Genomic DNA, 21,986 nt, shown 5'->3' with positions numbered 1-21,986 from the left:
GGCAGATCGTCGGCCGACCATGAATTGGTCCTCAATTGGCCCACAGGATCGGACCTTATCGCTTGTACCGATTCCTGTCAGGCTGAGTGTGCGAGCGCAGGAAGCCGGCCCGCGCGGTGGACGCCTGCTGGGACCCTCCAGGAGTACTCACATGCGGCTGAGCTGTGTGGATGGAGTTTCCGGCAGGCGCAGTCTTGATACCACACACGCCAAAACCCGCCCTTCCCGTTCACCGGCTGCGAAGGCCCGTGTGCTCGACTGACTGGGGGAGGGGGACATGAACATCCGGCGTGGTATCTCGATTACAAGGCGTATCACTCTGTTCACCAGTGTGGTCGCGACACTCCTGTGCGCGCTCCTGGCCATAGCGCTCGTGGTGGCGTTCCATCGGTTCGCCACCGAATCCCTCGTCGAGGAGGTCACCGCTGCCGGTGGCCGGGTGGCCAGCGACGTGGAGCATAACGAGGTGGTCTCTCCCCTGGTCGAGCGGAGGGACCGCAACCTGCAGATCGTCGACCCTCGGGGGGTGGTCGTCGCCGCGACACCGCAGCTGCGAGGCAAGCCTGTCATGGCCCGCTTCACTCCCGACAGCCAGAACATCGCCAAGTCCGTCGTGTGCGGCGGGGTCTTCCCTTCCGGCGAATGCAACATCGTGGTCGCGCAGACGGCTCACCGGAAGGGTCAGGACTGGGTCGTCTACAGCGCCTCTCCCACCGTCCCTCCGTACGTCGATCCGTGGCTGGCCGCGACGGTGGCAGTCGCCGCGGCAGTGTTGGCCGCGGCCCTAACCGCCCTCGGTCATCGGATCGTCACCGCGTCCCTCAGGCCGGTGGCCGGCATCCGAGCGGAGCTCGACAAGATCAACGAGACCTGCCCCAACCGCCGGGTGCCGTTTCCGCCGAGCCAGGACGAGATCTACGATCTGGCCGACAGCGTCAACCAGACGCTGGCCCGGCTGCAGGCCGCGATGGCACAACAGCGCAATTTCACCTCGGACGCCTCTCATGAACTGCGCAGTCCCATCGCCGCGATGCGCGCCGAGGTCGAGGACGCCCTGTATGCACCTGAGGAGACCAGCGTGCCGACGGTGGGGAGAACCATCCTGGGCAGCTTGGACCGGATCGAGGCAATCGTGCGCGACCTGCTGACCATCGCACGAGAAGACGTAGGACGACCGGTCGAACACGAGCCGATCAACCTGGCCGAGCTCGTGACCACGGAGTGCGACAGGCGCCCTCATACAGGCAAGAGGTTCGTGTGCTCGCTCGAGCCCGGTGTGGTGGTCACCGGCGACCGGACGCGCTTGTCGCGCCTCCTTGGCAACCTGATCGACAACGCCGAGCGGCACGCCGCCGCCACGATCACCTTCCACGTACGGCAGGAGCCCAGCCCCAAGCGTGACGCCCGACGCTTTCCCAACGGCATCGCGATCCTGGAGGTGATCGACGACGGGCCGGGCATCGATCCGGACAAGCGCGAGCTGGTCTTCCAGCGGTTCGCCCGCCTCGACACCGCCCGCAACAGGCACGCCGGCGGCACCGGGCTGGGCCTGCCGATCGCCCGTCAGATCGCCATGGCACACGGTGGCACCCTCCAGATCGAGGACAGCCCCCATGGCGCGCGGTTCGTCCTGCGCCTCCCCCTCGGCTAAGGCGCCCCGAGCCAGGTGGCGACGATGCCGCGCCACTCGATGACTCGATGGATAAGGTGCGCTCGTGGTCAGGGGCTCGCGAACCCGGAGATCCCCGGCTTCGATGGAGGCACCGATCAGCGAGCCTTCAGGGCATGCGATCATCCGCTGTGGCACCATGAATAGGCACGTTATCCCAGGTGAGAGGCGATATACGATGAGCCGCGATCTCGAGGGAGCGGCCACGGCCGTGCGAGAGCGCAAAGTCGTCAAGCCGACTCCCGCCGAGCTCATGGAGGACACCGGGACCGGTCTGGACTACGGGGTCCGGCCGGACCGCATGCCCGGCTACCTCACCCCGATCGACCGTTTCTTCCTCCGCAGCCACGCACCCACTCCCCGTTTGGACGCGGCGACGTGGTCGCTTCGTATCGAAGGAGACGGGGTACGCGATCCGGTCACCTATACGTACGCCGATCTGTGGGATCACTTTCCGCTGGTCTCCGTGATCCGCACGATCGAGTGCGCGGGTAACCGCCGTAGGCTGTTCGGCGAGGCGTACGGACGCACGTTCGCGGGCACCCAGTGGGGGCGCGGCGCGATCGGCACCGCGGAATGGACCGGGGTGCGGCTGCGCGATCTGCTCGAACCGGCGGGGATCACCTCAGGGGCCCTGGAGGTCATGCCGGAAGCACTCGACCAGATCCGGGCCCGCCGTCCCATGCCGCTGGCCAAGGCACTTGCCGACGACACCCTGCTCGCACTGGTCATGAACGGCGAGACGCTGCCGCCCGACCACGGCTACCCTGCCCGGGTCGTGGTGTCCGGCTGGCTCGGTGCGGCCAGCATCAAGTGGGTGGGCCGGGTCGAGGTCTCCGAGCAGCCGCTGCGCGTCCCCTGGAACACCGAGGACTACGTGCTGATCGGCCCGGACCACCCGGCCCGCCCGACGCCGATCACCACCATACCGGTGGCGAGCCTGGTGGAACTGCCGTGGCCGGCACGGCTGCGGGCGGCACCACAGGTCATCCGGGGGCGTGCGTTCGCAGGGGAGAACACGGTCACGGCCGTCGAATACCGCATCGACGAAGGCCCCTGGCGTGCGGCCTCGCTGGCTCCCCCGCAGCTGCCCGCGGCCTGGATCCGCTGGCAGTTCGCCTGGGATCCACGCCCCGGCGATCACATCATCCAAGTACGCGCCACCGATGACCAGGGCCGCACCCAGCCCGACACCGTCCCGTGGAACGACCTCGGCTACCTCTATCATCCGGTGCTGTCCCATCCCGTCCGGGTCGAACCATAGAGGGCCCGCAGCCGGCCCGTGGCGTGATGTCGGCGACCGCGGCCCCGGCGAGCAGCCGCTCTCCTTCCCCGATCACAGCCATCGGACCCGCCCGCGGAAGCGGTCGAGGAAGAGCCCGTTGCGCTCGTCGCCGCCCGGCGCGTTCCCGCTGCGCCAGATCTCGGGAACCGTGCCGCGCTCGGCCAGCTCGGCGATCGTCGCGGCCATGACGCAGTTGCGCGTGTAGGCGTTGGCGAACGTCGAGATCGCGGAGTCCGGTGCCGCGGCGGCGCGTACCGCGGCCGCGGCGCTGCGCGCGGCTCTCGCCGTCCGCGATGAGGCCAGGGTGGTCTTCGCGGCCGCGCCCTCGCAGCGGGAGACGCTGGCCGGCCTGCGCGCGGCTGAGGGGATCGACTGGTCCAGGGTCGTCGTCTTCCACATGGACGAGTACATCGGCCTGCCCGCGGACGCGCCCCAGCGGTTCGGCCGCTTCCTCCACCACGAGCTCTGGAACGCCGTACGGCCGGGCGCGGTCCACGTGATCGAACCGCGCGACGACCCGGAGGCGGAGAGCGCGCGCTACGCCGAGCTTCTCGCCCGCGGCCCGATCGACCTGGTCTGCCTGGGCATCGGCGACAACGGCCACCTGGCGTTCAACGATCCTCCGGTGGCCGACTTCGCCGATCCCCTTGCGGTCAAGGTCGTCGAGCTCGACGACGCCTGCCGGCGGCAGCAGGTCAGCGACGGGTGCTTCGCCACGCTCGCGGACGTGCCCGAGCGGGCGATCACGCTGACCGTTCCCACGCTGATGGCCGGGCGTACGCTGGTCGCTACCGTGCCTGGCGCGAACAAGAAGGCCGCGCTCGCCGCCGCGCTCGACGGGCCGGTCGCCGAGAGCTGTCCCGCCTCCGTCCTGCGCACCCACCCGGACTGCACGCTCTTCGCCGACCTGGAGGCCTACCAGTGAGAATCACCGACGCCAAGGTCATCGTCACGAGCCCGGGCCGGAACTTCGTCACCCTGAAGATCACGACCTCGGACGGTGTCACCGGCATCGGCGACGCGACGCTCAACGGCAGGGAGCTCTCGGTCGCGTCCTACCTGCGCGACCACGTCTGCCCGCTGCTCATCGGCCGCGACCCCGCGCGCATCGAGGACACCTGGCAGTACCTCTACCGCGGCGCGTACTGGCGGCGCGGCCCGGTCACGATGACCGCGATCGCGGCCGTCGACACCGCGCTGTGGGACATCAAGGGCAAGGTCGCCGGGCTGCCCGTCTACCAGCTGCTCGGCGGGCGCTCGCGCGCGGGCGTCACGGTGTACGGCCACGCCAACGGCGAGACGATTCCCGAGGTGCTCGACGAGGTCGCGAGATATGTCGATCTCGGCTACCGCGCGGTCCGCGTGCAGTGCGGCATCCCCGGTCTCGACGCGACCTACGGCGTCAGCAGGGACAAGATGTTCTACGAGCCCGCTGACGCGAATCTGCCGAGCGAGGCCACCTGGTCGACCGAGCGCTACCTGCGCGTCGTGCCCGAGCTGTTCGCCGCCGTCCGCGACCGCTTCGGCTACGACCTGCGCATCCTGCACGACATCCACCACCGGCTCACCCCGATCGAGGCCGGCGGGCTCGGTTCCCGGCTGGAGGAGTACGCGCCGTTCTGGCTGGAGGATCCGGTGCCCGCCGAGCTCCAGGACGGGTTCCGGCTGATCAGGCAGCACACCACGGCACCGATCGCGGTCGGCGAGGTGTTCAACTCGATCTGGGACTGCGAACAGCTGATCCGCGAGCAGCTCATCGACTTCATCCGGGCCACGGTCGTCCACGCGGGCGGGATCACCCACCTGCGGCGGATCTTCGACCTCGCCGCGCTCCACCACGTGCGCACCGGCTCGCACGGCGCCACCGATCTCTCCCCCGCCTGCATGTCGGCCGCGCTCCACCTGGACATCGCCGTCCCGAACTTCGGCATCCAGGAGTACATGCGGCACACCGAGGCCACCGACGAGGTGTTCCCGCACGGTTACCGCTTCGCCGACGGGTACCTCCATCCGAGCGAGGAGCCCGGCCTCGGCGTCGACATCGACGAGAAGCTCGCCGCCCGCTACCCCTACGAACCGGCCTACCTGCCGGTCAACCGGCTGACAGACGGGAGCATGCACAATTGGTGAGGCTCAGCCGCGCCACCCTGTCCAGGGTCGCGCCCGCCGCGCGCCCGCTCGCGGAGCCGCGCGCCACCGGCGTCGTGCACCTGGGCATCGGCGCCTTCCACCGGGCCCACCAGGCCGTCTACACCGAGCGCGCCATGGCCGCGACCGGCGACGACCGCTGGGGCATCTGCGGAGCCAGCCAGCGCAGCACCGACGTGGCCGACCGGCTCCGCCCCCAGGACTGCCTGTACGGCATGCGCGCCGGCGACGAGGTCCGCGTGGTCGGATCCGTGCGCGACGTGCTCGCCCCCGGTGACGACCTCGCCGCACGGCTGGCCGCACCCGAGACCGCGGTGGTCACGCTGACCATCACGGAGAAGGCGTACCGCCGCGACCCGCTGCCTGGCGCGATCGGGAGGCTTGTCGCCGGGCTACGCGCCCGTGCCACCGCGGACGCGGGCCCGCTCACCGTCCTCTCCTGCGACAACCTCCCCGGCAACGGCGCGACTCTCGCCGGGCTCGTGGCGGAACTGTGCGAGCCGCCGCTGCTCGAGTGGGTCGAGGAGAGCGTCACCTTCCCTGCCACCATGGTGGACCGGATCGTCCCTGCGACCACGCAGGCCGACCTGGACGACATGGCCGCCAGGCTCGGCGTGACCGACCTGGGCGCGGTCGTCACCGAGCCGTTCACGCAGTGGGTGATCGAGGATCGCTTCGCCGGGGACCGGCCGGCCTGGGACCAGGCGGGCGCGCTCCTGGTGGGTGACGTCCGGCCGTACGAGCGCATGAAGCTGCGCCTGCTCAACGGCAGCCATTCGGCCATCGCCTACCTCTCGGGCGCGGCGCACGTGTCCGAGGCCGTGGGCGATCCCGCGTTCGCCGGGTTCCTCCGCCGGCTGATGGACGACGACCTCTCACCCACCTTGGACGGGCTGGACGGGTTCGACCTCGCAGGGTACAAGGAGTCGTTGCTGGCCAGGTTCGCCAACCCCGGCCTGCGGCACCGCGTCGCGCAGATCGCGGTGGACGGCTCGCAGAAGCTGCCGCAGCGCCTGCTCGACCCGGCGCGCGACCGGCTGGCCGGCGGACACGAGCCCCGGTGGATCGCGCTGTCCGTGGCCGGGTGGATGCGGTACGTCACCGAGGCCCGCGACTTGGACGACCCGCTGGCCGATCGGCTGCGCGGCGACGGGACGGCCTCCGCCGCGGCGACCGTGAACCGCCTGCTGGCGATCGAGGAGATCTTCGGTGCCGATCTCCGGGAGAACCGGGTTTTCCGCGATCTGGTCACGGACTGCCTGGAGCGGCTCAACGCCGACGGCGTCCCTGCCACCCTCCGCGCGCTCGATGCCGGCCGGCCGTGATTGGGATTTCGGCGGATCGCTAACGCCCACGGGATGGTCCACCGTTCCGGTGGAAAACTTGACCGAACGTTCCAGATAGGCGTAAATTGCTCGAATGGCACGAGTCAGGGAGTTCGACACCGAGGCCGCGGTGGAGGCGGCGATGATCGCCTTCCGTCGCACCGGATACGAGGGGACCTCGGCGCAGGACCTGGTCGACGCCACAGGGATCGGGCGGGGGTCGTTGTACGCCGCCTTCGGCAGCAAGGAAGGGCTGTACCTGGCGGCGGTGGACCGCTACCGGGAGAGATACGCCCAGCCACTGATCGAGATCCTGCGCAACGGGACCCCGGCGCGGGAACTGCTCCGCGCAGCCCTGGTCGACCTGGTGGACGAGATCGTGCGCGATGGCGACCACCAGGCGTGCCTGATTGTCAGCGCCGCGATTGAACGGTTGCCCCACGATCCCAAGGTCGCCGAGCGCGTGCGATCGACGACGTCGTCGCTGGAGGATGCGTTGACCGAGGTGATCAAGGAAGCCCAGGCCAACGGCCAGGTCGCGAGCCGCCGCAACACAAGGGACCTGGCACGATTCTTCGTGATGGCCACGCACGGCCTCCGCGTCACGGGCGCCATCAACAAGGACCGCAGGTCACTGATGGCCACCGTGGAGGTTGCCCTGGGCTGCCTTGACTGAGTTTTCATGCCTCGAATCTGTAATGATCGATCAAGAATTTTGGCCGAGGCGGTGGATGCACTCACCGGGGCCCCGCGAGCGGCGCCAGCCGGTCTGGGATCGTCCGGGATCGACGTCATGGTCCTGTGAAGGGGATGTTGAGCCAGGGACTGTTCGGGTCGGTCGTCAGGATTCTGTGCGCGTTGAGCATCTCCCCGTACCAGTCGCCGAACTCCTCCTCGTCGAAGTGGAGGCAACGTCCCAGGATGTAGGCGGCCGAAAACTCCTCCCAGGAGCGGTAGCTCATCCGGCTTAGCCGCCCGGCACGTAGGACCGCCCGTTCAGCCTCGTCCAGGTCGCAGTAGCGGGCACCGAGTCCCCAGCGGGCCATCTTCGAAGCCCGCCCGTAGTCCCACGCCTCCACCGAGCGTACGAAGCTGCTCTCGGCGAGCAGCCCGTCCGCGCGGAATCGCCCCTCGTACCGGGTGATTCGTCCGATGAGTCGTTGCGCTCCGGCGACCTGGGCCTCCGTCTCGACATCGTTCCGGGGGGCCGTGCTGGTGACCCCGTCGGGGGTCGTCCCCTGCTCGGCGGCGCGGTGCCGTAGGGCGCGCGAGGTCACCTGCCGCCAGTGGCCCACCTCGACCACGCCACCGAAGTCGCGGGCGAGGGTGCTGCGTATTCCCAGCACAAATGCCCAGACCGGGCTGCTCATCTCCGCCCTGAGGAGGGTGTCCTCCGCACGCCGCCACTCTTCTCGGCTGGTGATCCCCCACCACTCCTGCAGGCGTCGCCTCTCGTGGTTGTAGCCGGTGCCGTGCCAGCCCATCGCGTTCCAGAGGGAGGCGTTGTGCACGCAGAGAAGCGCTCCGCAGGCGAGGCCGTGAGCGACGGGGCCGTGCAGCGGGCCCCCGTTCCGCAACGTGCGTAGTCGATTGCGCGCAGGGTAGGACATCCGGCCGGCGTGCCAGCGCCATGCGTGCCGATGGGCGGCCGTCGCGGGAAAGAACCCTTCACAGGGGGTGCCGGGATTGATGGCCAGCCACTCATCGTCCAGGGGCCAATCATCGGCGAGTTGGCCCAGGCCGGCCGTGAAATAGACCGGGTCGGGCGCGGGCGCCGGGAGCATCCCATCGGTGAAGAACGCGAGACTCTTGGGGCCAGGCCGGGGGCTCCAGTATGCGGGGCGGTACTGAACCCAGCCGGGGTTGGAGTCGGCCCAGGCACGCGACATCGCGTGATAAAGGTCTGCGCCGGCGAGGACGTCGAAGTACGCGTTCCAGTCGCCGCGCATCTTGGCCTCATACAGACCACGTTCGATATCGGAAGGTGCCTGCCACGAAGGGACGGGTGCCGCTGCTCCTCCCCCGTGGGGTGTGCCCTGTTTCGCGATGAGATCAGGATCTACGCCATTCCACGTCCCCATGCCCCAGTACATTACAACCGTCCCACAGCCTTGCTCCGTGGTGACGGCCGGCCTCCCTGTTGTCCAGCCGCCGGACGACGGCGACAAGGACAGTCCTCTCTCTCGCCTATGGCCCCGGCTCAGTCCGAGCCCGGCAGCGATAAACCCCTGAGCCGTGAGGTAATCATCGCTTCCACCACGAAGTTGGGACCGGAGGCCGCCCGACGGTTCTGTGGATCGAACTGACCGGTTGCGAAACGGCAAGAGGGGTCTAATTTGTCGATTTCGACAGGGGCTTGAGTCTTTCGGGCGAGACTTGCAGCTGAATGACGCCGTCTTGTATCGACCGCGCCTGCCAGACAACCCAGTCCGGCCCGACCTGACTGGCATCGATGGGTTCGAATGTCAGATGGTAATGCTGGTCGGTGAGATAGTTGGACGGGCCCTCGTCATGGGACGCCACCCGTTCATACACGACCTGGAGATCATGCTTTTTGATCTCATCGAGCACCTCAGCCACCGGCCGCTCGTGTGCCTCGACCCCTTGAAGCACCTCGCCGGGGTCTGTGGCAAGACTCGGGTGTTGGTAGGTCTCCCCCTGCTGTGCGGGTCTGCCTACCTGGAACGACACGGTCCCGTGGACGTCTTCGGCGAGGCGTACGGCGAGGCGACAGTCGCCCTGCCCTATCTGGCAGCCGGAAGGCTCCTTACCCGCAGTGATGACGATACGGGCGCGAGGCGTTCCGTCATCTCCCGGCAGCGGGCTGGGCCTCGGCCCGCTCCGGTCGAGCCGGACCACCCTGCCTACGTCTGCCGGGGAAGCCGGAACCAGACGCAGCCGCACATCCAACCCCACCGCCCTGAACCCCTCCGCATAGCGCTCATGGTCGGCGAGAGGGTCCTTGATCTCGGCCACCCAATAGCCATCTTCCTTCTCGATCTCGATGGCGGCGTTGGCGTAGGACGTCGCGCTACCCGGCCCGCTGGGCACCACACTCGGGCCGATCACCAGAGCTGCTGCCAGCGCTGCGGTCAATACGGCGCCGACGATCAACCCCCGGCTCAGGTTCGAGGTGAGCACGAGTGAGCGCCGGCGGTTCGGCCGGTGCGGTGCCGCCGGGTGCCCCGATCGCCAGCCGATGGACCCGGCCAGAGCGTCCGGATCGGGCATGGATATCTCGGCGCGCATCTGCTGGAGCAGCTTCATCTCATCCATCTGACACCTCTCCCAGAGCTTTGCGCAGCTTGGCGCGAGTCCTGTTCAGCCGCGAACGGACCGTCCCTACGGGGATGTCCAGCACGTCGGCAACCTGCTGGTACGTCAGTTCGCCCCAGGCGACCAGCAACACCAGATCGCGATCGGCTTTGCGCAGGTCCGCCAGCGCCTCCGCCAGGCGTGGAGTCACAGCTGCCGCGGTGACCTGGTCGACGACGAGGTCAGCATGACCCTCGGTGACGGGGTCGACGCCCGTACGTGCGAGCGCACGATAAAACCGTGCCTCCGAACGGTGGTGACGGCGTATCAGGTTGGTAGCGATGGTCCACAACCACGACAGCGTGTCCCCGCGGGCGGGGTTGTAGCTGTGGCGATGTTGGAGCGCCTGGTGGAAGGTCGCGGCGACGATGTCATCAGCAAGGTGGCTGCCCAGCCGCCGGGCGGCGTAACGGTGGATCGGTGGTGCGTGCCGGCGGAAGAGATCGTCGAAGCAGTCGGGATCATCAAGAGACGAGGGTCTCAGTAATGCCTCATCCCATTCTTCAGGTATCACATCGGGAGTACTCACACACGGCCTTCCGCGTCTTGGTGTTGATACACCCGTCACTAGCCCGATAAGCCTCCTATGGTTCCGGCACTCCTGCGCATGTCGCGTGACTTGTGACATCCCTGTCAGTGCGCACGGTCGCTCTCGCGCGCGAGCCGCCGCACAATCGGGCTCTCTGGATCGCGTCGCGACCGAGGGTTCTTCGTCACTGAGGCGGCTGGGAGGCGGCGAGGCCGATCGTGGCCGGGATGCCCTGGCGGGTCATCTTCGCGTACGGGCACAGCGCGGTGGCCTGCGCGAGCAAGGAGGTGGCCGTCTCGCGTTCGACTCCGGGCCAGGTGACGACGAGGTCGGCTCGTATCTGGCTTCCGCCGCGCTGCCGAGCATCCGATAGGCGATGCCGAAGAGGCGCGGGCGCAGTTCGACGAAGGCGGAAGCGGCCTGTTCGAGCGCGCTTGCCTGTTCCAGGGGTTCTGCATGCATGATTACCCGGGCCTTTGCTGCGTCGGCGTCAACTTCGATGTGCCGCCGGCCAGCGGCCTTCGCCGCTGGCCGGCGATCCGTCATGCGGTTTCGCGGAGCGTGGTCAGCCGGCTGCTCGGCCGCGGAACCGTCGTGTGCCCAACCACCGGTTCAGCCCCGTACGTGGCCGGCGGCGTCGAGGATGGCGGCGGCCACGGCGTCGGGCTGGGACGCCGCGATCGCGTGTGAGGCGCCGGCGATCTCATGGGTCCCGCGCGAGCCGGCGCGTTCGGCCATGAACCGCAGCGCCGCGGCCGGGATGTTGAGGTCGCGCTCGCCGTGGACGAACCAGGACGGTGTGGTTCGCCAGGCCGGCTCGCTCGCTGTCAGCCCGTCGGTCAGCGCCCGCTCGGTCACCGGCCGCTGGGTCGCCGCCATCAGGGCGGCCTCGCCGGCGTCCAGGTCGGCGCAGAACTGGTGGTGGAACTTGTCTTCGGCGATCCGGAACTCGTTGCCGCCGGAGGCGACCGGATAGGCGACCAGCGCACCGCCCAGGCTGCTGCCCTCGAACTTGCCGGACAGCAGCAGTGCGCTCTCGCCGGGTTCGGGGGCGAAGGCGGCGACGTAGACCAGGGCGCGGACTGCCGGGTTGCCGGCCGCCGCCTGGCTGATCACCATGCCGCCGTAGGAGTGGCCGACCAGAATGACCGGGCGGTCTATGCCGCTGATCACGTCGCGCACGTACGCGGCGTCGCCCTCCACACTGCGCAGGGGGTTGGCCGCGGCGACGGCGGGGAGCCGGTGGTCGTACAGGCGCTGGATGACGCGGTTCCAGCTCGCGGACTCGGCGAAGGCGCCGTGGACCAGGACGACGACGGGCTGTTCGCTCATGACTGTGCCTTTCCGGTGTTCAGGGCGGTCTTGAGGACCTCGATGGCCTGGGCGGTGGCGGCGCGGGCAGCGTGGGTGTGGCGCAGCGGGTTGAGCATCATGAAGTCGTGCAGGATGCCGTTGTAGCGCACGCTGGTGGTCGGCACCCCGGCCTCCGTCAGCTTGCGGGCGTATGCCTCGCCCTCGTCGCGCAGCACGTCGTTCTCGTCGACGACGACGAACGCGGGCGGCAGCCCGGCCAGGTCCTCCAGGGTGGCGCGCAGCGGCGAGGCGGTGATCTCGGCGCGCTGCGCCGGGTCGGTGGTGTAGGCGTCCCAGAACCAGGCCATGGCGTTTGCGGTCAGGTACGGGCCGTGGGCGAACTCGCGGTAGCTGGCGGTGTCCTGGGCGGCGTCGGTGACCGGGTAGTACAGCGACTGGTGCACGAACCGGACGTCGCCACGCCGCTTGGCGAGGATGGTCAGGGCGGCGGTCATGTCGCCGCCGACCGAGTCGCCGGCCACCGCCAGCCGGGAGGCGTCCAGGCCCTCTTCGGCGCCGTGCCGGGTGATCCACTGCGCGGTGGCGTACGCCTGCTCGATCGCCACCGGGTAGCGGGCCTCGGGCGAGCGGTCGTACTCGACGAAGACCACCGCCGCGCCCGCGCCGACGGCCAGCTCGCGCACCAGCCGGTCATGGGTGCCGGCGTTGCCGAGGACCCACCCGCCCCCGTGAACGTACAGGACGACGGGCAGCGCCCCGGCCGTCCCTGCGGGCTTGACGATGCGTGCCCGCACGTCGCCGACCTCGGCCGGGACCGTGATCCACTTCTCGTCCACCCTTGGTTTGTCAACCGGGGCGGCCTGGAGGTCGTCCAGCACCTTGCGGGCGCCGTCGGGGCCCAGCTCGTACAGGAAAGGAGGCTTGGAGGTCGCGTCGGCGAGCTCCCGTGCCGCCGGCTCCAGGATGTGTCCGCTCATGATGTGCTTCCTTTGCTCGTGGTGAGTCGATGGGCGGCGACCGCACCGAGGCCCGGTGTTTCCTCGCGGAAGTCGATCTCCCGATGGGTCCCGTCGCACAGCGGGTTGTTACCCCGAATGTCCGCAGCGGCACAGCGTCATCCTGTTGCGGCTCTCCAGTGGGCGGCCCCCGGAAGGGCGATGGTCGATACGGCCCATGACGTTGGAGCGCACGTCACTGTCGCCGGTGTCGGCGAGCATCTCGCGACCCGCCGCCGGCCGACGCTCACCGGCGCGACTCGGGTGGCACGTATTCGAAGGTGGGCCCGGCCGTGGTGCCGTCTTCGTCGGGCATTCGCATCAGGGCCTGGGCTTGGGCCTTGAGCCCGTACATGGTGCCGGTGGCGGCCCCGAGCAGCTTGGGACTGCCGTCGAAGGCCTGCTCGAGCTGGTTCAGGAGGGCGCAGTAGGTGCGGTTGAACTCTTCCCTTGCCGTGCGGATGGCGCTGCCTGGAGCGTGGTCGGACAGCCGCGGGTTGCGCCGCATCGGAGGTACGGCGGCCAGGTTCACCGGAAGCGTCTCGCCGGTGGGTCCGGACTGCGGGGTGTCGCCGCGCCGGTAGCGCCGGCCGATCTTGAGTTCCTGGAAGCGGTAGTAGTGCGCCACCTCATCGCGTTCGGGGTGGAAGACGTCCCGGTCACCGTCCCAGACCTCGCCGCGGGAGGTGCCTTCGCCCTGCTCGACGATCTCCGCCAGCGCCCCCAGCGCGGATTCCAGATCCTCGACCGCGAACACCCGTCCGGCAGTGTGCCGGAAGTGGTCGACGCTCACCTGGCGAGCCGGATCGCCGCAGAACACCTCCCGCTCGCCGAGCCGGTCGCACAGGTGGCGCAGGCCCTGCTTGATGGCGTCGTAGAACTGCCCGATCGTCTCGTAGCCATCACCCTCCGCCGGAGCGCCGGGCGGCGCCGGCCGTTCCAGGCGCAGGAACATCTCGAGTGCTTCCACGCCGAACGGGAGCAGCGACAGCTCCAGATCGCTGTGAGGCAGCCGCCGCGGATGCGGCGGCAGCATCTCCGGCGTGTCCAGCCGCGGCCGGCCGCCGACGGCGTTGAGCAGGTTGGCGGCCAGTGCCAGGTGCAGCATCTCCTCGGCGAAGACGCTGGCCACCACTTCGACGGCTTCCGGGTTGCGTTCCGGGTCGAGCGAGTACAGCGCGCACAGGTACGGCGGCAAGGTCGCGTGTTCCAGCTCGATCGCCCACTGCAGGTGCTCACGCAGGCTGTCGAGGGTGTCGATCCGTGCCGGCCCGGAGACAGCGGCAGTCGACTGTGGTTCTAGGTATGTCATGAGTGTCCTGTCTCGGTTGCCGGAAGGGGGGCGTTTCACGCAACGTGATCGCCGGGCCGGGAGTCGTCCTCCAGCACCTCGACCGCGTCGAGCAGTCCCCGCAGGCCGATTTCCTCGCGCTCGACGTCCGTCGGATCGAACAACCAATCGGTGACCGGCAGGTCGGCGACCTCCTCCGGGTGGCTCGACTCGGCCAAGGTCACTTCCGCCTCGACCTCGGCCTTGAGCTCGTACAAGAAATCGTTGTCGCCGGTCGGAGCACTCATCTTTCCTCCATGCGTGGCTTGGGTGAATTTCGGCGGGCCGGCCGGCTCCCGCGCCCACGTCCAGCAGCCTGATCCCAGCCGACAGCTCGCACGCCTCGGCCGGAATCGCGCTGCCGCGACAGGCGGCGGGTATGGCGCTCAGGACGGACGCGGGGCGCGGCGGTCCTTGCGTTGGGCGAGTTCCTCGTCGTCCACCAGGGTGAGCATGGGCTTGCCGGGTGCGCACAGCATGGTGACGGTGAATCGCAGCGGGATGTCGTCGCGGTTGTTGCCGTCCTGGTAGTGGATGACGTCGCCGCCCTGCTCCCAGAACGCCTCGCCGGCACGTACGACCCGCTCCGGCTCGCCCTCCACCTCCAGCAGCATCTCGCCTTCCAGCACGAAGCCGAACGCGGGCCCGGAGTGCCGGTGCGGCGGCGCACCCGGGTCGCCGGGCGGGTACTCGATGACCACGGTCATCGCGTGCGCCCCCTCCGGGATGAACGGCGGCTCCGCCTCCTGCACCATGGTGAGCGCCGTCTGCCACGCGGTTGATCTCGACTTGGGCATGGGACTACCTTTCGTTGATCTACTTTCCGGTGGCGGTCCGGTCGAGCCAGTCGCGGTAGCGGATCTGGCCGAAGGTGGCGCCCTCACCGGGCACCAGCGTGCGCTCGCCCGGCACGCTGCCGAAGTAGCGCGCCTGCGGGTCGGTGACCACCTCGCGCGGGTCGCCCCAAGCGGCCAGGGCCTCGCGGAAGAACTCATCCATCCGGAACTGCTCCGGCCCGGCCACCTCCACCCTGCCGTTCAGCGGCGACCCCACCGCGACCCGGCCGACCGCCTGGGCGACATCGTCACCCGCCATGGGCTGGAAGCGCACCGGCGCCACGTGCACCTTGCCATCGACCGTGGCCTCGTCCGCGATGGCGCGGGCGAACTCGAAGAACTGCGTCGCGTGCACGAGCGAGAACGGGATCGACGACTTCTCGATCAGCTGCTCCTGCGCGATCTTCGCCGCGAAGTAGCCGTTCTCCGGCATCCGCTCGGTGCCCACCACCGACAGCGCGACGTGGTGACCCACGCCCGCCGCCGCCTCCGCCGCGAGCAGGTTGCGGGTGGAGGTCTCGAAGAACTCCAGCACCGCGGCCCTCTCGAACGACGGCGAGTTCGACACGTCGACCACCACGGACGCGCCGGCCAGCACCTCGGCCAGCCCCTCGCCGGTGAGAGTGTTGACTCCGGTGTTCGGCGACGCGGCCACCGCCTCGTGACCGTGCTCTCCCAGCTTCGTCACGAGCTTCGACCCGATCAGACCGGTCCCGCCGATTACCACGATCTTCATGACAAGCCTTCCTGCTCGCCGGGGCATTTGTTGCCAACCGGTCGCCAGCTAAGACAAGGCAGCCTCCCGACCTGTGACAGCTTCAGCGAAATCTTTTCTTCGGGCTCCCCTCCCCCGGCTTGTCTCTTCATGCGCACGCTGGCCGGCAAAGGACTCACCTGCGGGGACACGGCAACTACGTCATCTCGTGGCCCTACACGCATCGCCGGCCTCCACCGAAGGCCGTGACACGCCGGCAGGAGGGCCGCGGACTCACCGGGGAGCTGATGTTCGGCCCTGCGCGGCCCCTCTGCCTTACGACTCGCCAGAGCTTGCGGATACCGGGCCATGACGACGCATTCGGCCGCGGGCCCAGCCGGCTTTGGTCGTGATCGTGACGGCGACCAGCAGGACGCAGATGGCTGCGATCGCCGCGACCGTGGCGGCCACTCCGATCCGGGGCGACGCGAGCGGCAGCAACAAGATGGCGGTGACGCAGCCCAGAACCGCAGCGGGATGAATGACGGGCTCTGTGACGAGCGCGTGTACCGCGCAAAGCAGGATGAGATACAGAGCGACCGGGATCGCGACGGCATAGCCCAGTACCAGCGGCGATGCCACCACCTCGTGCCCACTCTGCTCGACCGCGACTTCGAGCCCGGCGCCGAGGGCGGCGAGTGCCGCGAAGATGCCGTAATGGCCGTATCCCCACAGGTAGGACCGATGGCGGCGGTCGCTGAGGCCCTCACCGGCCTGAATGAGGAAGTAGAGCCACCAATGGGCAAACAGCAGCACGAGACCGGAGACGGCGATGACGACGAAGGGACTGCTGATCTCGCCTGCTTCGAGCGCTCCTTCGACTCCCCTGCTCGCGGCGAGGACGCCCTCGCCGAGCAGAATGATCGTGAACAACCCGTAGCGCTCGGCGATGTGGTGCGGGTGCCAATTAGTGGCACTGGCCCGCTCCGCCCACCGTGGTACAGCGAGTTCCAGGACAGCCAGACAGGCGAAGAACGGCAGCTGCGAGGATGAGGGCAAGGTGCCCGTCTCTCCGAGGAAGTGTCTTAGCACCCACGCCACCTGCATGATGCTGATGCCGGCGGCGTAACGCAGTGCCGTGCGACGGCTCGCCCGGTCTTCGAGCCCGGCCCGCACCCATTGGGCGACGAGCCCGATCCTCATGATGAAATAGCCCAGCGTGACGACGCCGAAATCAGCTCGGCCGGCCGCGGCGGGCACACCGACGGCGAGCACCAGTACGCCGGCCATCTGCACCATGGTCAGCAACCGGTAGGCGACATCGTCGGTGTCATAGGAGGAGGCGAACCAAGTGAAGTTCATCCACGCCCACCAGATCGCGAAGAACACTTGCAGGAACAGGACCAGCCCGGCGAGGCCGTGACCGTCGGCGATGCTGTGTGCGAACTGGGCGGTGACGGCCGCGACCGCGACCACGAAGGTGAGATCGAACAGAAGCTCGAGCTGGCTCGAAACGCGGTGCGGCTCGTCGATGGGGCGCGCGCTCATCCGGACTCGGATCTGACTTCTGCTGGCTGCCGGCAAGGTCCCGCTCCTGTCACTCCGTGGGTTCGTCCTCTTCGAAAGACAGGGCAGGGGCCCGACCTGTGACAAAGCAGCACCAAGATACACAAATCAGCCGTCACAAGCCGCGAGGCTGTCCTGTATAGCGACGGACGCCCCAGCTACGAAGGTTCGTCCCGGACATCGTGGTAGTTGGCAGGACTGGCCCGAGCGGGTCGGAATAGGTGACGACGCCCGGTGAGCATGGCCACGAGGCGGAAGGGCCGGACACCACCATGACCGTACTGCCGTACGTCCTGGCGGCCGCCTGCGGCGCGGTGGCACATCGCGACTGGGAGCACACTGTCCTGCGCACCCTGCTGCTCGGGACCGCACGGGCCGGGCGCACGCTCGCCGAGACCGAGATCATCATCGACGGGGAGAGCAGCTATCTCGACGCCGCCCTGGACACGTACCGCCCAGCCACGGGGCCGGCCCCGTGAGGCCGCCGGCGGATGCAGCCGTCCCCGGCTCGCCTGCCAGGAAGCAACCATCGCGAACGTGACGCTGACCAGCAGCGCCCAGGCCCCGAACTTGGCGGGGTGGAGGCCGCGCGCGCCCCAGGATCGCTATCGGGACGCGCGACGGCATCGTCGGCGATTACTTGGTGAGCGGTGACAGCTTCGGGTCGTTGGCGTAGGCCTCGGCCGCGTTGTCCTTGGTGACGATGATGGGCGGGAGGAGGTACGCCGGGACGACCTTGGCACCGTTGTCGTACGACTTGGTGTCGTTGATCTCGGGCGCGCCGCCACCCTGCAGGGCCTTGACCATGTTCACGGTCTCTGCGACGAGCTCGCGGGTGTCCTTGTTGATCGTCGAGTACTGCTCGCCGGCCACGATCGACTTGACCGACTCCACCTCGGAGTCCTGACCGGTCACGATCGGGATCGGCTTGCCCGCGCCCTTCACCGAGGTGATGATCGCGCGGGCGAGGGTGTCGTTCGGCGACAGGACGCCGTCGAGGGTCTTGCCGCTGTCGTAGGTCGAGGTCAGCAGCGAGTCCATGCGCTGCTGCGCGCCCTCGGCCTTCCAGCCCTGGATCGCGGTCTGCTTGACGTCCTGCTGGCCCGAGCCGACGACGACCTCACCCTTGTCGATGAGCGGCTTGAGCACGTCCATCGCGCCGTTGAAGAACACGCCGGCGTTGTTGTCGTCCGGTGAGCCGGAGAACAGCTCGATCGTCCACGGGCCGGTCGCCTTCTTCGCCTTCATGCCGTCCAGCAGGGCCTGACCCTGCAGCTGGCCGACCTTGAAGTTGTCGAACGCGATGTAGTAGTCCACATCCGGCGTGTTCGTGATCAGCCGGTCGTAGGCGATGACGGTCGCGCCGGACTGCTTGGCCTGAGCCACCTGGGTGGACAGCTGCGCGGCGTCGGTCGCGCCGATGACGATGACCTTCGCGCCCTTGGTGACCATGGCGGAGATCTGCGCCTGCTGGTCTGCGACGGTGGTCGACGCGCCCGCGTACTGTACGTCGGATTTGAACCCGGCCGCCTTGAGCCCGTCAGTGAACAGGTCACCGGCGAGCACCCAGTTCTCCGAGGTCTTCGACGGCAGTGCGACACCGATGAGCGAGTCCGCCGGGAAGCCCTTGGCGGCGCTGGTGCTGCCACCGGTGGTGGCACCGGTGGCGCCTTCGCGCTCGTTGGAGCAGGCGGCGCTCAGCGTGAGCAGCGCCACGGCACTGACCGCCGCGATGCTCCTGGTGAGGAATGTGCGCATGGTGAAAGGAACCCACTTTACGTTGTGATGCGGATGTTGATTTGAGCGCGCTTGGATGGCGGCCGAACGGTCAGCCGACGATCGGAGCCTTGGCGGACTCGGGGGTCGAACTGGATTGCTGGGTCGGTGTGGCCGGACCCTCCCGGCGGAACGGACGCATCAGCGACCCGAGGATCGAGAAGCGTCCCTGACTCTTGTTGTAGACGTCGAGCGCGACGGCGAGGAGCAGGACGAGGCCCTTGATGATCTGGACCATGTCGGAGCCGACACCCTCGAGCTGCAGGCCGTTGTTGAGCAGGGCCATGACGAGACCGCCGACGATCGACCCGCTGATGGTGCCGAGCCCGCCGGAGACCGCCGCGCCACCGATGAAGACGGCCGCGATGGCGTCGAGCTCCCAGCTCAGGCCGTCCTGCGGTCCGGAGGCCGCGGATCGCGCCACGAAGATCATGCCGGCCAGGGCGGCCAGGACGGACATGTTCATCATGACGAGGAAGTTGACCCGCTTGAGCTTCACGCCGGACAGCTCCGCCGCGCGGGCGTTGCCGCCGACCGCGTAGATGTGCCGGCCCCCGATGGTGTTGCGGGTGTAGAACGAGTACGCGAGCACCAGGACGATCAGGATGATGCCGGAGATCGGCAGGCTGGTGCCGACGCGGCCGCCGGCGAAGCGCAGCGTGGCGAAGATGATGACGCCCAGCATCACGGCGAGGCGCAGCACCGAGATCCACATCGGCGCGACGTCGGCGTTCATCTCGCGCCGCGTCTGCCGGCTCCGCCACTCCCGCCACGCGACGGCCAGGCAGGCGGCCACACCGAGCAGCAGCGTCAGGTTGTTGTACCCGGTGTTCGGCCCCACCTCAGGCAGGAAGCCGGCGCCGATCTGGCGGAAGCCGGTGGGGACCGGCACCGTGTCGGCGTTGCCGATGTACTGGTTGCCGCCGCGGAACAGCAGCATGCCGGCCAGGGTCACGATGAACGCCGGCACCCCGATGTAGGCGACCCAGAAGCCCTGCCAGGCACCGATCAGCGCGCCGACGACCAGGCCGAGCACGATGCCCAGCGGCCACGGGATCGAGAACTCCTGCATCGCCTTGGCGACCACGATGCCGATGAACGCGGCGACCGAGCCGACCGACAGGTCGATGTGCCCGGCGACGATCACCATCAGCATGCCGATGGCCAGGATCAGGATGTAGGAGTACTGACTGACCACCGCGATGAGGTTGCCGGAGGTCAAGGTCAGGCCGTTGGTCCAGATCTGGAACAGCAGCACGATGGCCACGAGCGTGAAGATCATGCCGAACTGGCGGGCGTTGGAGGTCGTGCCTCCGAAAAGGTTCTTCTGCAGGTCTTTGATTCGGCTCATGGCGTGGGCATCTTCTTCGTAGAGGTCATCTGCTTCATGAGGGTTTCCGGATCGGCGTCGCGGTGCGCCACGTTGCCGGTGATGGTCCCCTCGAACACGGTGTAGATGCGGTCGCACAGGCCAATGAGCTCGGGCAGCTCCGATGAGATGACGATGACGCCCTTGCCCTGGTCGGCGAGCCGCTGGATGATCCCGTAGATCTCGTACTTGGCGCCCACGTCGATGCCGCGCGTCGGCTCGTCGAGGATCAGCAGGTCCGGGTCCGTGAACATCCACTTCGCCAGGACGACCTTCTGCTGGTTGCCGCCGGAGAGCTTCGTGACACCCTCGTCGACGCTCGGCGTCTTGACCCGCAAGCTCTCGCGGTACTCCTCGGCGACCCGGTGCTCACGGACCTGGTCGATGACCCCGCGCGTCGAGATCTTCGACAGCTTGGCGGCCACCATCGACGTCTTGATGTCGTCGAGCAGGTTGAGGCCGATCGCCTTGCGGTCCTCACTCACGTAGGCGAGGCCGTGCCGGATGGCGTCCGCCACCGACCTCAGCTGAATCTCCTCGCCGTCCTTGAAGATCTGGCCGGACAGGTACACGCCGTACGAGCGGCCGAAGAGGCTCATCGCGAGCTCGGTGCGTCCGGCCCCCATGAGACCGGCGAAGCCGACGATCTCGCCGCGCCGGACGCTGAAACTCGAGTGTTTGCACACCAGCCGATCGGCCGAGATCGGGTGCCGCACCGTCCAGTCGCGGACCTCGAAGAACACCTCGCCGATGCGAGGCGTGTGATCGGGGAACCGGCTGTGCAGCTCGCGGCCGACCATGCCGCGTACGATGCGGTCCTCGTCGACGCCGTCGGCCTTGACGTCGAGGCTTTCGATCGTCCGGCCGTCGCGCAGGATCGTGATGGTGTCGGCGACCGCCGCGATCTCGTTCAGCTTGTGCGAGATGATGATCGAGGTGATGCCGCGTTCCCGGAAGCCGCGCAGCAGGTCGAGCAGGTGCTGGGAGTCGGCCTCGTTGAGCGCCGCGGTCGGCTCGTCGAGGATGAGCAGCTTCACGTCCTTCGCGAACGCCTTCGCGATCTCGACCAGCTGCTGCTTGCCGACGCCGATGTCCTTGATCAACGTGTCCGGGTCCTCTTCGAGCCCGACCTGTTCCATCAGCTCGAGCGCCCGGCGCTGGGCGGCCTTCCAGTCGATCGCGCCCCGCTTGCGCGGCTCGTTGCCGAGAAAGATGTTCTCGGTGATCGACATGCCGGGCACCAGCGCGAGCTCCTGGTGGATGATCACGATGCCCGCGTGCTCACTCGCCCGGATGTTCTGGAACCGGACCTCTTCGCCCTGGTAGGAGATCGTGCCGGTATAAGTCCCGTGTGGATGCACGCCGCTCAGCACCTTCATGAGCGTGGACTTGCCGGCGCCGTTCTCGCCGCAGATCGCGTGGATCTCACCGGCCTGGACCACGAGGTTGACATCGGCGAGTGCCGTCACACCTGGGAACGTCTTGGTGATCGTCCGCATCTCCAGCAGAATCGGAGCGTCGATCATGACCTGGGCTCCGCACTGCGCAGACTGCGACGACGGCGCAGATCCGGTCCTCGAGGGATGCGGCATGTCGTTGACCTCAACTTGCCTCCGATGGCCTCGTCTAGGGGAGACCCACAGTCACCGCGGCAGGGGCGGCCCACCGCGGGGTGTCTACATGTCAGGGGTGTTACAGCTACGAAGACGGACCTTAAATCAATTTGATTTACTAATCAACGCCGTAGGGCAGAATGTCGGCAGACGACCAGCAGAGAGGATCTTGGGTGCGGCAGACTGGCACGAATCTCCCCAAGGTAGGCCGATACAACCGAG

Annotated in this window: 21 protein-coding genes; 7 read left to right on the top strand and 14 right to left on the bottom strand. The window is 68.3% G+C overall.

What is annotated here, in order from left to right:
• Positions 1-331: 331 nt before the first annotated feature.
• Together ACFLIM_RS37445 and ACFLIM_RS37440 are read left to right on the top strand one after the other, a co-directional pair.
• Complete coding sequence (locus ACFLIM_RS37445) at positions 332-1,651, top strand: sensor histidine kinase (protein WP_393173136.1); 1,320 nt, start codon at positions 332-334, stop codon at positions 1,649-1,651.
• A 196-nt stretch (positions 1,652-1,847) separates the two neighbouring features.
• A complete protein-coding gene (locus ACFLIM_RS37440; RefSeq protein WP_393173134.1) occupies positions 1,848-2,933 on the top strand; it encodes a sulfite oxidase in 1,086 nt (361 codons plus the stop codon).
• A 72-nt stretch (positions 2,934-3,005) separates the two neighbouring features.
• Here the strand turns inward: ACFLIM_RS37440 and ACFLIM_RS37435 are convergent, their stop codons facing one another.
• A complete protein-coding gene (locus ACFLIM_RS37435) occupies positions 3,006-3,140 on the bottom strand; it encodes a hypothetical protein (protein WP_393173132.1) in 135 nt (44 codons plus the stop codon).
• 22 nt (positions 3,141-3,162) lie between these two features.
• Here ACFLIM_RS37435 and ACFLIM_RS37430 point away from each other — a divergent pair, with 22 nt between their 5' ends.
• The 4 genes from ACFLIM_RS37430 to ACFLIM_RS37415 all read left to right on the top strand — a co-directional run bounded on the left by ACFLIM_RS37430 (position 3,163) and on the right by ACFLIM_RS37415 (position 7,103).
• Positions 3,163-3,879 carry a 6-phosphogluconolactonase gene (locus ACFLIM_RS37430; protein ID WP_393173130.1) on the top strand — a complete coding sequence of 239 codons (717 nt, stop codon included), beginning with the start codon at positions 3,163-3,165 and terminating at the stop codon, positions 3,877-3,879.
• The gene (gene manD, locus ACFLIM_RS37425) at positions 3,876-5,084 is read left to right on the top strand and encodes a D-mannonate dehydratase ManD (protein WP_393173128.1); all 1,209 of its coding nucleotides are present in this window, start codon (positions 3,876-3,878) and stop codon (positions 5,082-5,084) included. Before ACFLIM_RS37430 ends, manD begins: the two co-directional genes overlap by 4 nt.
• On the top strand, positions 5,081-6,427 hold the full coding sequence (locus ACFLIM_RS37420) for a mannitol dehydrogenase family protein (protein ID WP_393173126.1): 1,347 nt from the start codon (positions 5,081-5,083) through the stop codon (positions 6,425-6,427). Before manD ends, ACFLIM_RS37420 begins: the two co-directional genes overlap by 4 nt.
• Positions 6,428-6,521: 94 nt before the next feature.
• A complete protein-coding gene (locus ACFLIM_RS37415) occupies positions 6,522-7,103 on the top strand; it encodes a TetR/AcrR family transcriptional regulator (protein ID WP_393173124.1) in 582 nt (193 codons plus the stop codon).
• 115 nt (positions 7,104-7,218) lie between these two features.
• Here the strand turns inward: ACFLIM_RS37415 and ACFLIM_RS37410 are convergent, their stop codons facing one another.
• The 10 genes from ACFLIM_RS37410 to ACFLIM_RS37365 all read right to left on the bottom strand — a co-directional run bounded on the left by ACFLIM_RS37410 (position 7,219) and on the right by ACFLIM_RS37365 (position 16,988).
• Positions 7,219-8,376 carry a DUF1266 domain-containing protein gene (locus tag ACFLIM_RS37410; protein ID WP_393173122.1) on the bottom strand — a complete coding sequence of 386 codons (1,158 nt, stop codon included), beginning with the start codon at positions 8,374-8,376 and terminating at the stop codon, positions 7,219-7,221.
• A gap of 382 nt (positions 8,377-8,758) precedes the next feature.
• On the bottom strand, positions 8,759-9,703 hold the full coding sequence (locus ACFLIM_RS37405) for a hypothetical protein (RefSeq protein ID WP_393173120.1): 945 nt from the start codon (positions 9,701-9,703) through the stop codon (positions 8,759-8,761).
• Positions 9,696-10,271: an RNA polymerase sigma factor gene (locus tag ACFLIM_RS37400; protein WP_393173118.1), complete on the bottom strand. Its 576-nt coding sequence runs from the start codon at positions 10,269-10,271 to the stop codon at positions 9,696-9,698. Before ACFLIM_RS37400 ends, ACFLIM_RS37405 begins: the two co-directional genes overlap by 8 nt.
• A gap of 612 nt (positions 10,272-10,883) precedes the next feature.
• Positions 10,884-11,603, bottom strand: coding sequence for an alpha/beta fold hydrolase (locus ACFLIM_RS37395; protein WP_393173117.1), 720 nt, complete (start codon positions 11,601-11,603; stop codon positions 10,884-10,886).
• On the bottom strand, positions 11,600-12,562 hold the full coding sequence (locus ACFLIM_RS37390; protein ID WP_393173116.1) for an alpha/beta hydrolase: 963 nt from the start codon (positions 12,560-12,562) through the stop codon (positions 11,600-11,602). Before ACFLIM_RS37390 ends, ACFLIM_RS37395 begins: the two co-directional genes overlap by 4 nt.
• A 265-nt stretch (positions 12,563-12,827) precedes the next feature.
• The gene (locus ACFLIM_RS37385) at positions 12,828-13,892 is read right to left on the bottom strand and encodes a ferritin-like domain-containing protein (protein ID WP_393173115.1); all 1,065 of its coding nucleotides are present in this window, start codon (positions 13,890-13,892) and stop codon (positions 12,828-12,830) included.
• A 35-nt stretch (positions 13,893-13,927) separates the two neighbouring features.
• The gene (locus tag ACFLIM_RS37380; RefSeq protein WP_393173114.1) at positions 13,928-14,158 is read right to left on the bottom strand and encodes a hypothetical protein; all 231 of its coding nucleotides are present in this window, start codon (positions 14,156-14,158) and stop codon (positions 13,928-13,930) included.
• A gap of 138 nt (positions 14,159-14,296) precedes the next feature.
• Complete coding sequence (locus ACFLIM_RS37375) at positions 14,297-14,707, bottom strand: cupin domain-containing protein (protein ID WP_393173113.1); 411 nt, start codon at positions 14,705-14,707, stop codon at positions 14,297-14,299.
• A gap of 19 nt (positions 14,708-14,726) precedes the next feature.
• Complete coding sequence (locus ACFLIM_RS37370; protein WP_393173112.1) at positions 14,727-15,482, bottom strand: SDR family oxidoreductase; 756 nt, start codon at positions 15,480-15,482, stop codon at positions 14,727-14,729.
• A gap of 294 nt (positions 15,483-15,776) precedes the next feature.
• Entirely contained in the window at positions 15,777-16,988 is a 1,212-nt protein-coding gene (locus ACFLIM_RS37365; RefSeq protein WP_393173111.1) for a low temperature requirement protein A, read from the bottom strand.
• 239 nt (positions 16,989-17,227) lie between these two features.
• Here ACFLIM_RS37365 and ACFLIM_RS37360 point away from each other — a divergent pair, with 239 nt between their 5' ends.
• Positions 17,228-17,485, top strand: a complete 258-nt coding sequence (locus ACFLIM_RS37360; protein WP_393173110.1) for a hypothetical protein — start codon at positions 17,228-17,230, stop codon at positions 17,483-17,485.
• Positions 17,486-17,642: 157 nt separating this feature from the next.
• Here ACFLIM_RS37360 and ACFLIM_RS37355 read toward each other — a convergent pair whose 3' ends face one another.
• The 3 genes from ACFLIM_RS37355 to mmsA all read right to left on the bottom strand — a co-directional run bounded on the left by ACFLIM_RS37355 (position 17,643) and on the right by mmsA (position 21,677).
• The gene (locus ACFLIM_RS37355; protein ID WP_393173109.1) at positions 17,643-18,764 is read right to left on the bottom strand and encodes a substrate-binding domain-containing protein; all 1,122 of its coding nucleotides are present in this window, start codon (positions 18,762-18,764) and stop codon (positions 17,643-17,645) included.
• A gap of 70 nt (positions 18,765-18,834) precedes the next feature.
• Complete coding sequence (mmsB, locus tag ACFLIM_RS37350; RefSeq protein ID WP_393173108.1) at positions 18,835-20,133, bottom strand: multiple monosaccharide ABC transporter permease; 1,299 nt, start codon at positions 20,131-20,133, stop codon at positions 18,835-18,837.
• Positions 20,130-21,677 (bottom strand): multiple monosaccharide ABC transporter ATP-binding protein, encoded by a 1,548-nt coding sequence (mmsA, locus tag ACFLIM_RS37345; RefSeq protein WP_393173107.1) that lies wholly within the window; start codon positions 21,675-21,677, stop codon positions 20,130-20,132. The genes mmsB and mmsA overlap by 4 nt, the downstream gene beginning before the upstream one ends.
• Positions 21,678-21,986 lie beyond the last annotated feature (309 nt).

Origin of the sequence: Nonomuraea marmarensis, from assembly GCF_043197025.1 — a bacterium.
Classification (GTDB): Bacteria; Actinomycetota; Actinomycetes; order Streptosporangiales; family Streptosporangiaceae; genus Nonomuraea; species Nonomuraea marmarensis.
This window is presented reverse-complemented; position numbering and strand designations above follow the sequence as displayed.

Coding starts and splice junctions, on each gene's coding strand:
- ACFLIM_RS37365 (WP_393173111.1), bottom strand. CDS start 16,988: ATGAGCGCGCGCCCCATCGACGAGCCGCACCGCGTTTCGAGCCAGCTC.
- ACFLIM_RS37405 (WP_393173120.1), bottom strand. CDS start 9,703: ATGGATGAGATGAAGCTGCTCCAGCAGATGCGCGCCGAGATATCCATG.
- ACFLIM_RS37380 (WP_393173114.1), bottom strand. CDS start 14,158: ATGAGTGCTCCGACCGGCGACAACGATTTCTTGTACGAGCTCAAGGCC.
- ACFLIM_RS37415 (WP_393173124.1), top strand. CDS start 6,522: ATGGCACGAGTCAGGGAGTTCGACACCGAGGCCGCGGTGGAGGCGGCG.
- ACFLIM_RS37435 (WP_393173132.1), bottom strand. CDS start 3,140: ATGGCCGCGACGATCGCCGAGCTGGCCGAGCGCGGCACGGTTCCCGAG.
- ACFLIM_RS37440 (WP_393173134.1), top strand. CDS start 1,848: ATGAGCCGCGATCTCGAGGGAGCGGCCACGGCCGTGCGAGAGCGCAAA.
- ACFLIM_RS37375 (WP_393173113.1), bottom strand. CDS start 14,707: ATGCCCAAGTCGAGATCAACCGCGTGGCAGACGGCGCTCACCATGGTG.
- ACFLIM_RS37410 (WP_393173122.1), bottom strand. CDS start 8,376: ATGCGCGGCGACTGGAACGCGTACTTCGACGTCCTCGCCGGCGCAGAC.
- ACFLIM_RS37355 (WP_393173109.1), bottom strand. CDS start 18,764: ATGCGCACATTCCTCACCAGGAGCATCGCGGCGGTCAGTGCCGTGGCG.
- ACFLIM_RS37370 (WP_393173112.1), bottom strand. CDS start 15,482: ATGAAGATCGTGGTAATCGGCGGGACCGGTCTGATCGGGTCGAAGCTC.
- ACFLIM_RS37390 (WP_393173116.1), bottom strand. CDS start 12,562: ATGAGCGGACACATCCTGGAGCCGGCGGCACGGGAGCTCGCCGACGCG.
- ACFLIM_RS37395 (WP_393173117.1), bottom strand. CDS start 11,603: ATGAGCGAACAGCCCGTCGTCGTCCTGGTCCACGGCGCCTTCGCCGAG.
- ACFLIM_RS37385 (WP_393173115.1), bottom strand. CDS start 13,892: ATGACATACCTAGAACCACAGTCGACTGCCGCTGTCTCCGGGCCGGCA.
- mmsA (WP_393173107.1), bottom strand. CDS start 21,677: ATGATCGACGCTCCGATTCTGCTGGAGATGCGGACGATCACCAAGACG.
- mmsB (WP_393173108.1), bottom strand. CDS start 20,133: ATGAGCCGAATCAAAGACCTGCAGAAGAACCTTTTCGGAGGCACGACC.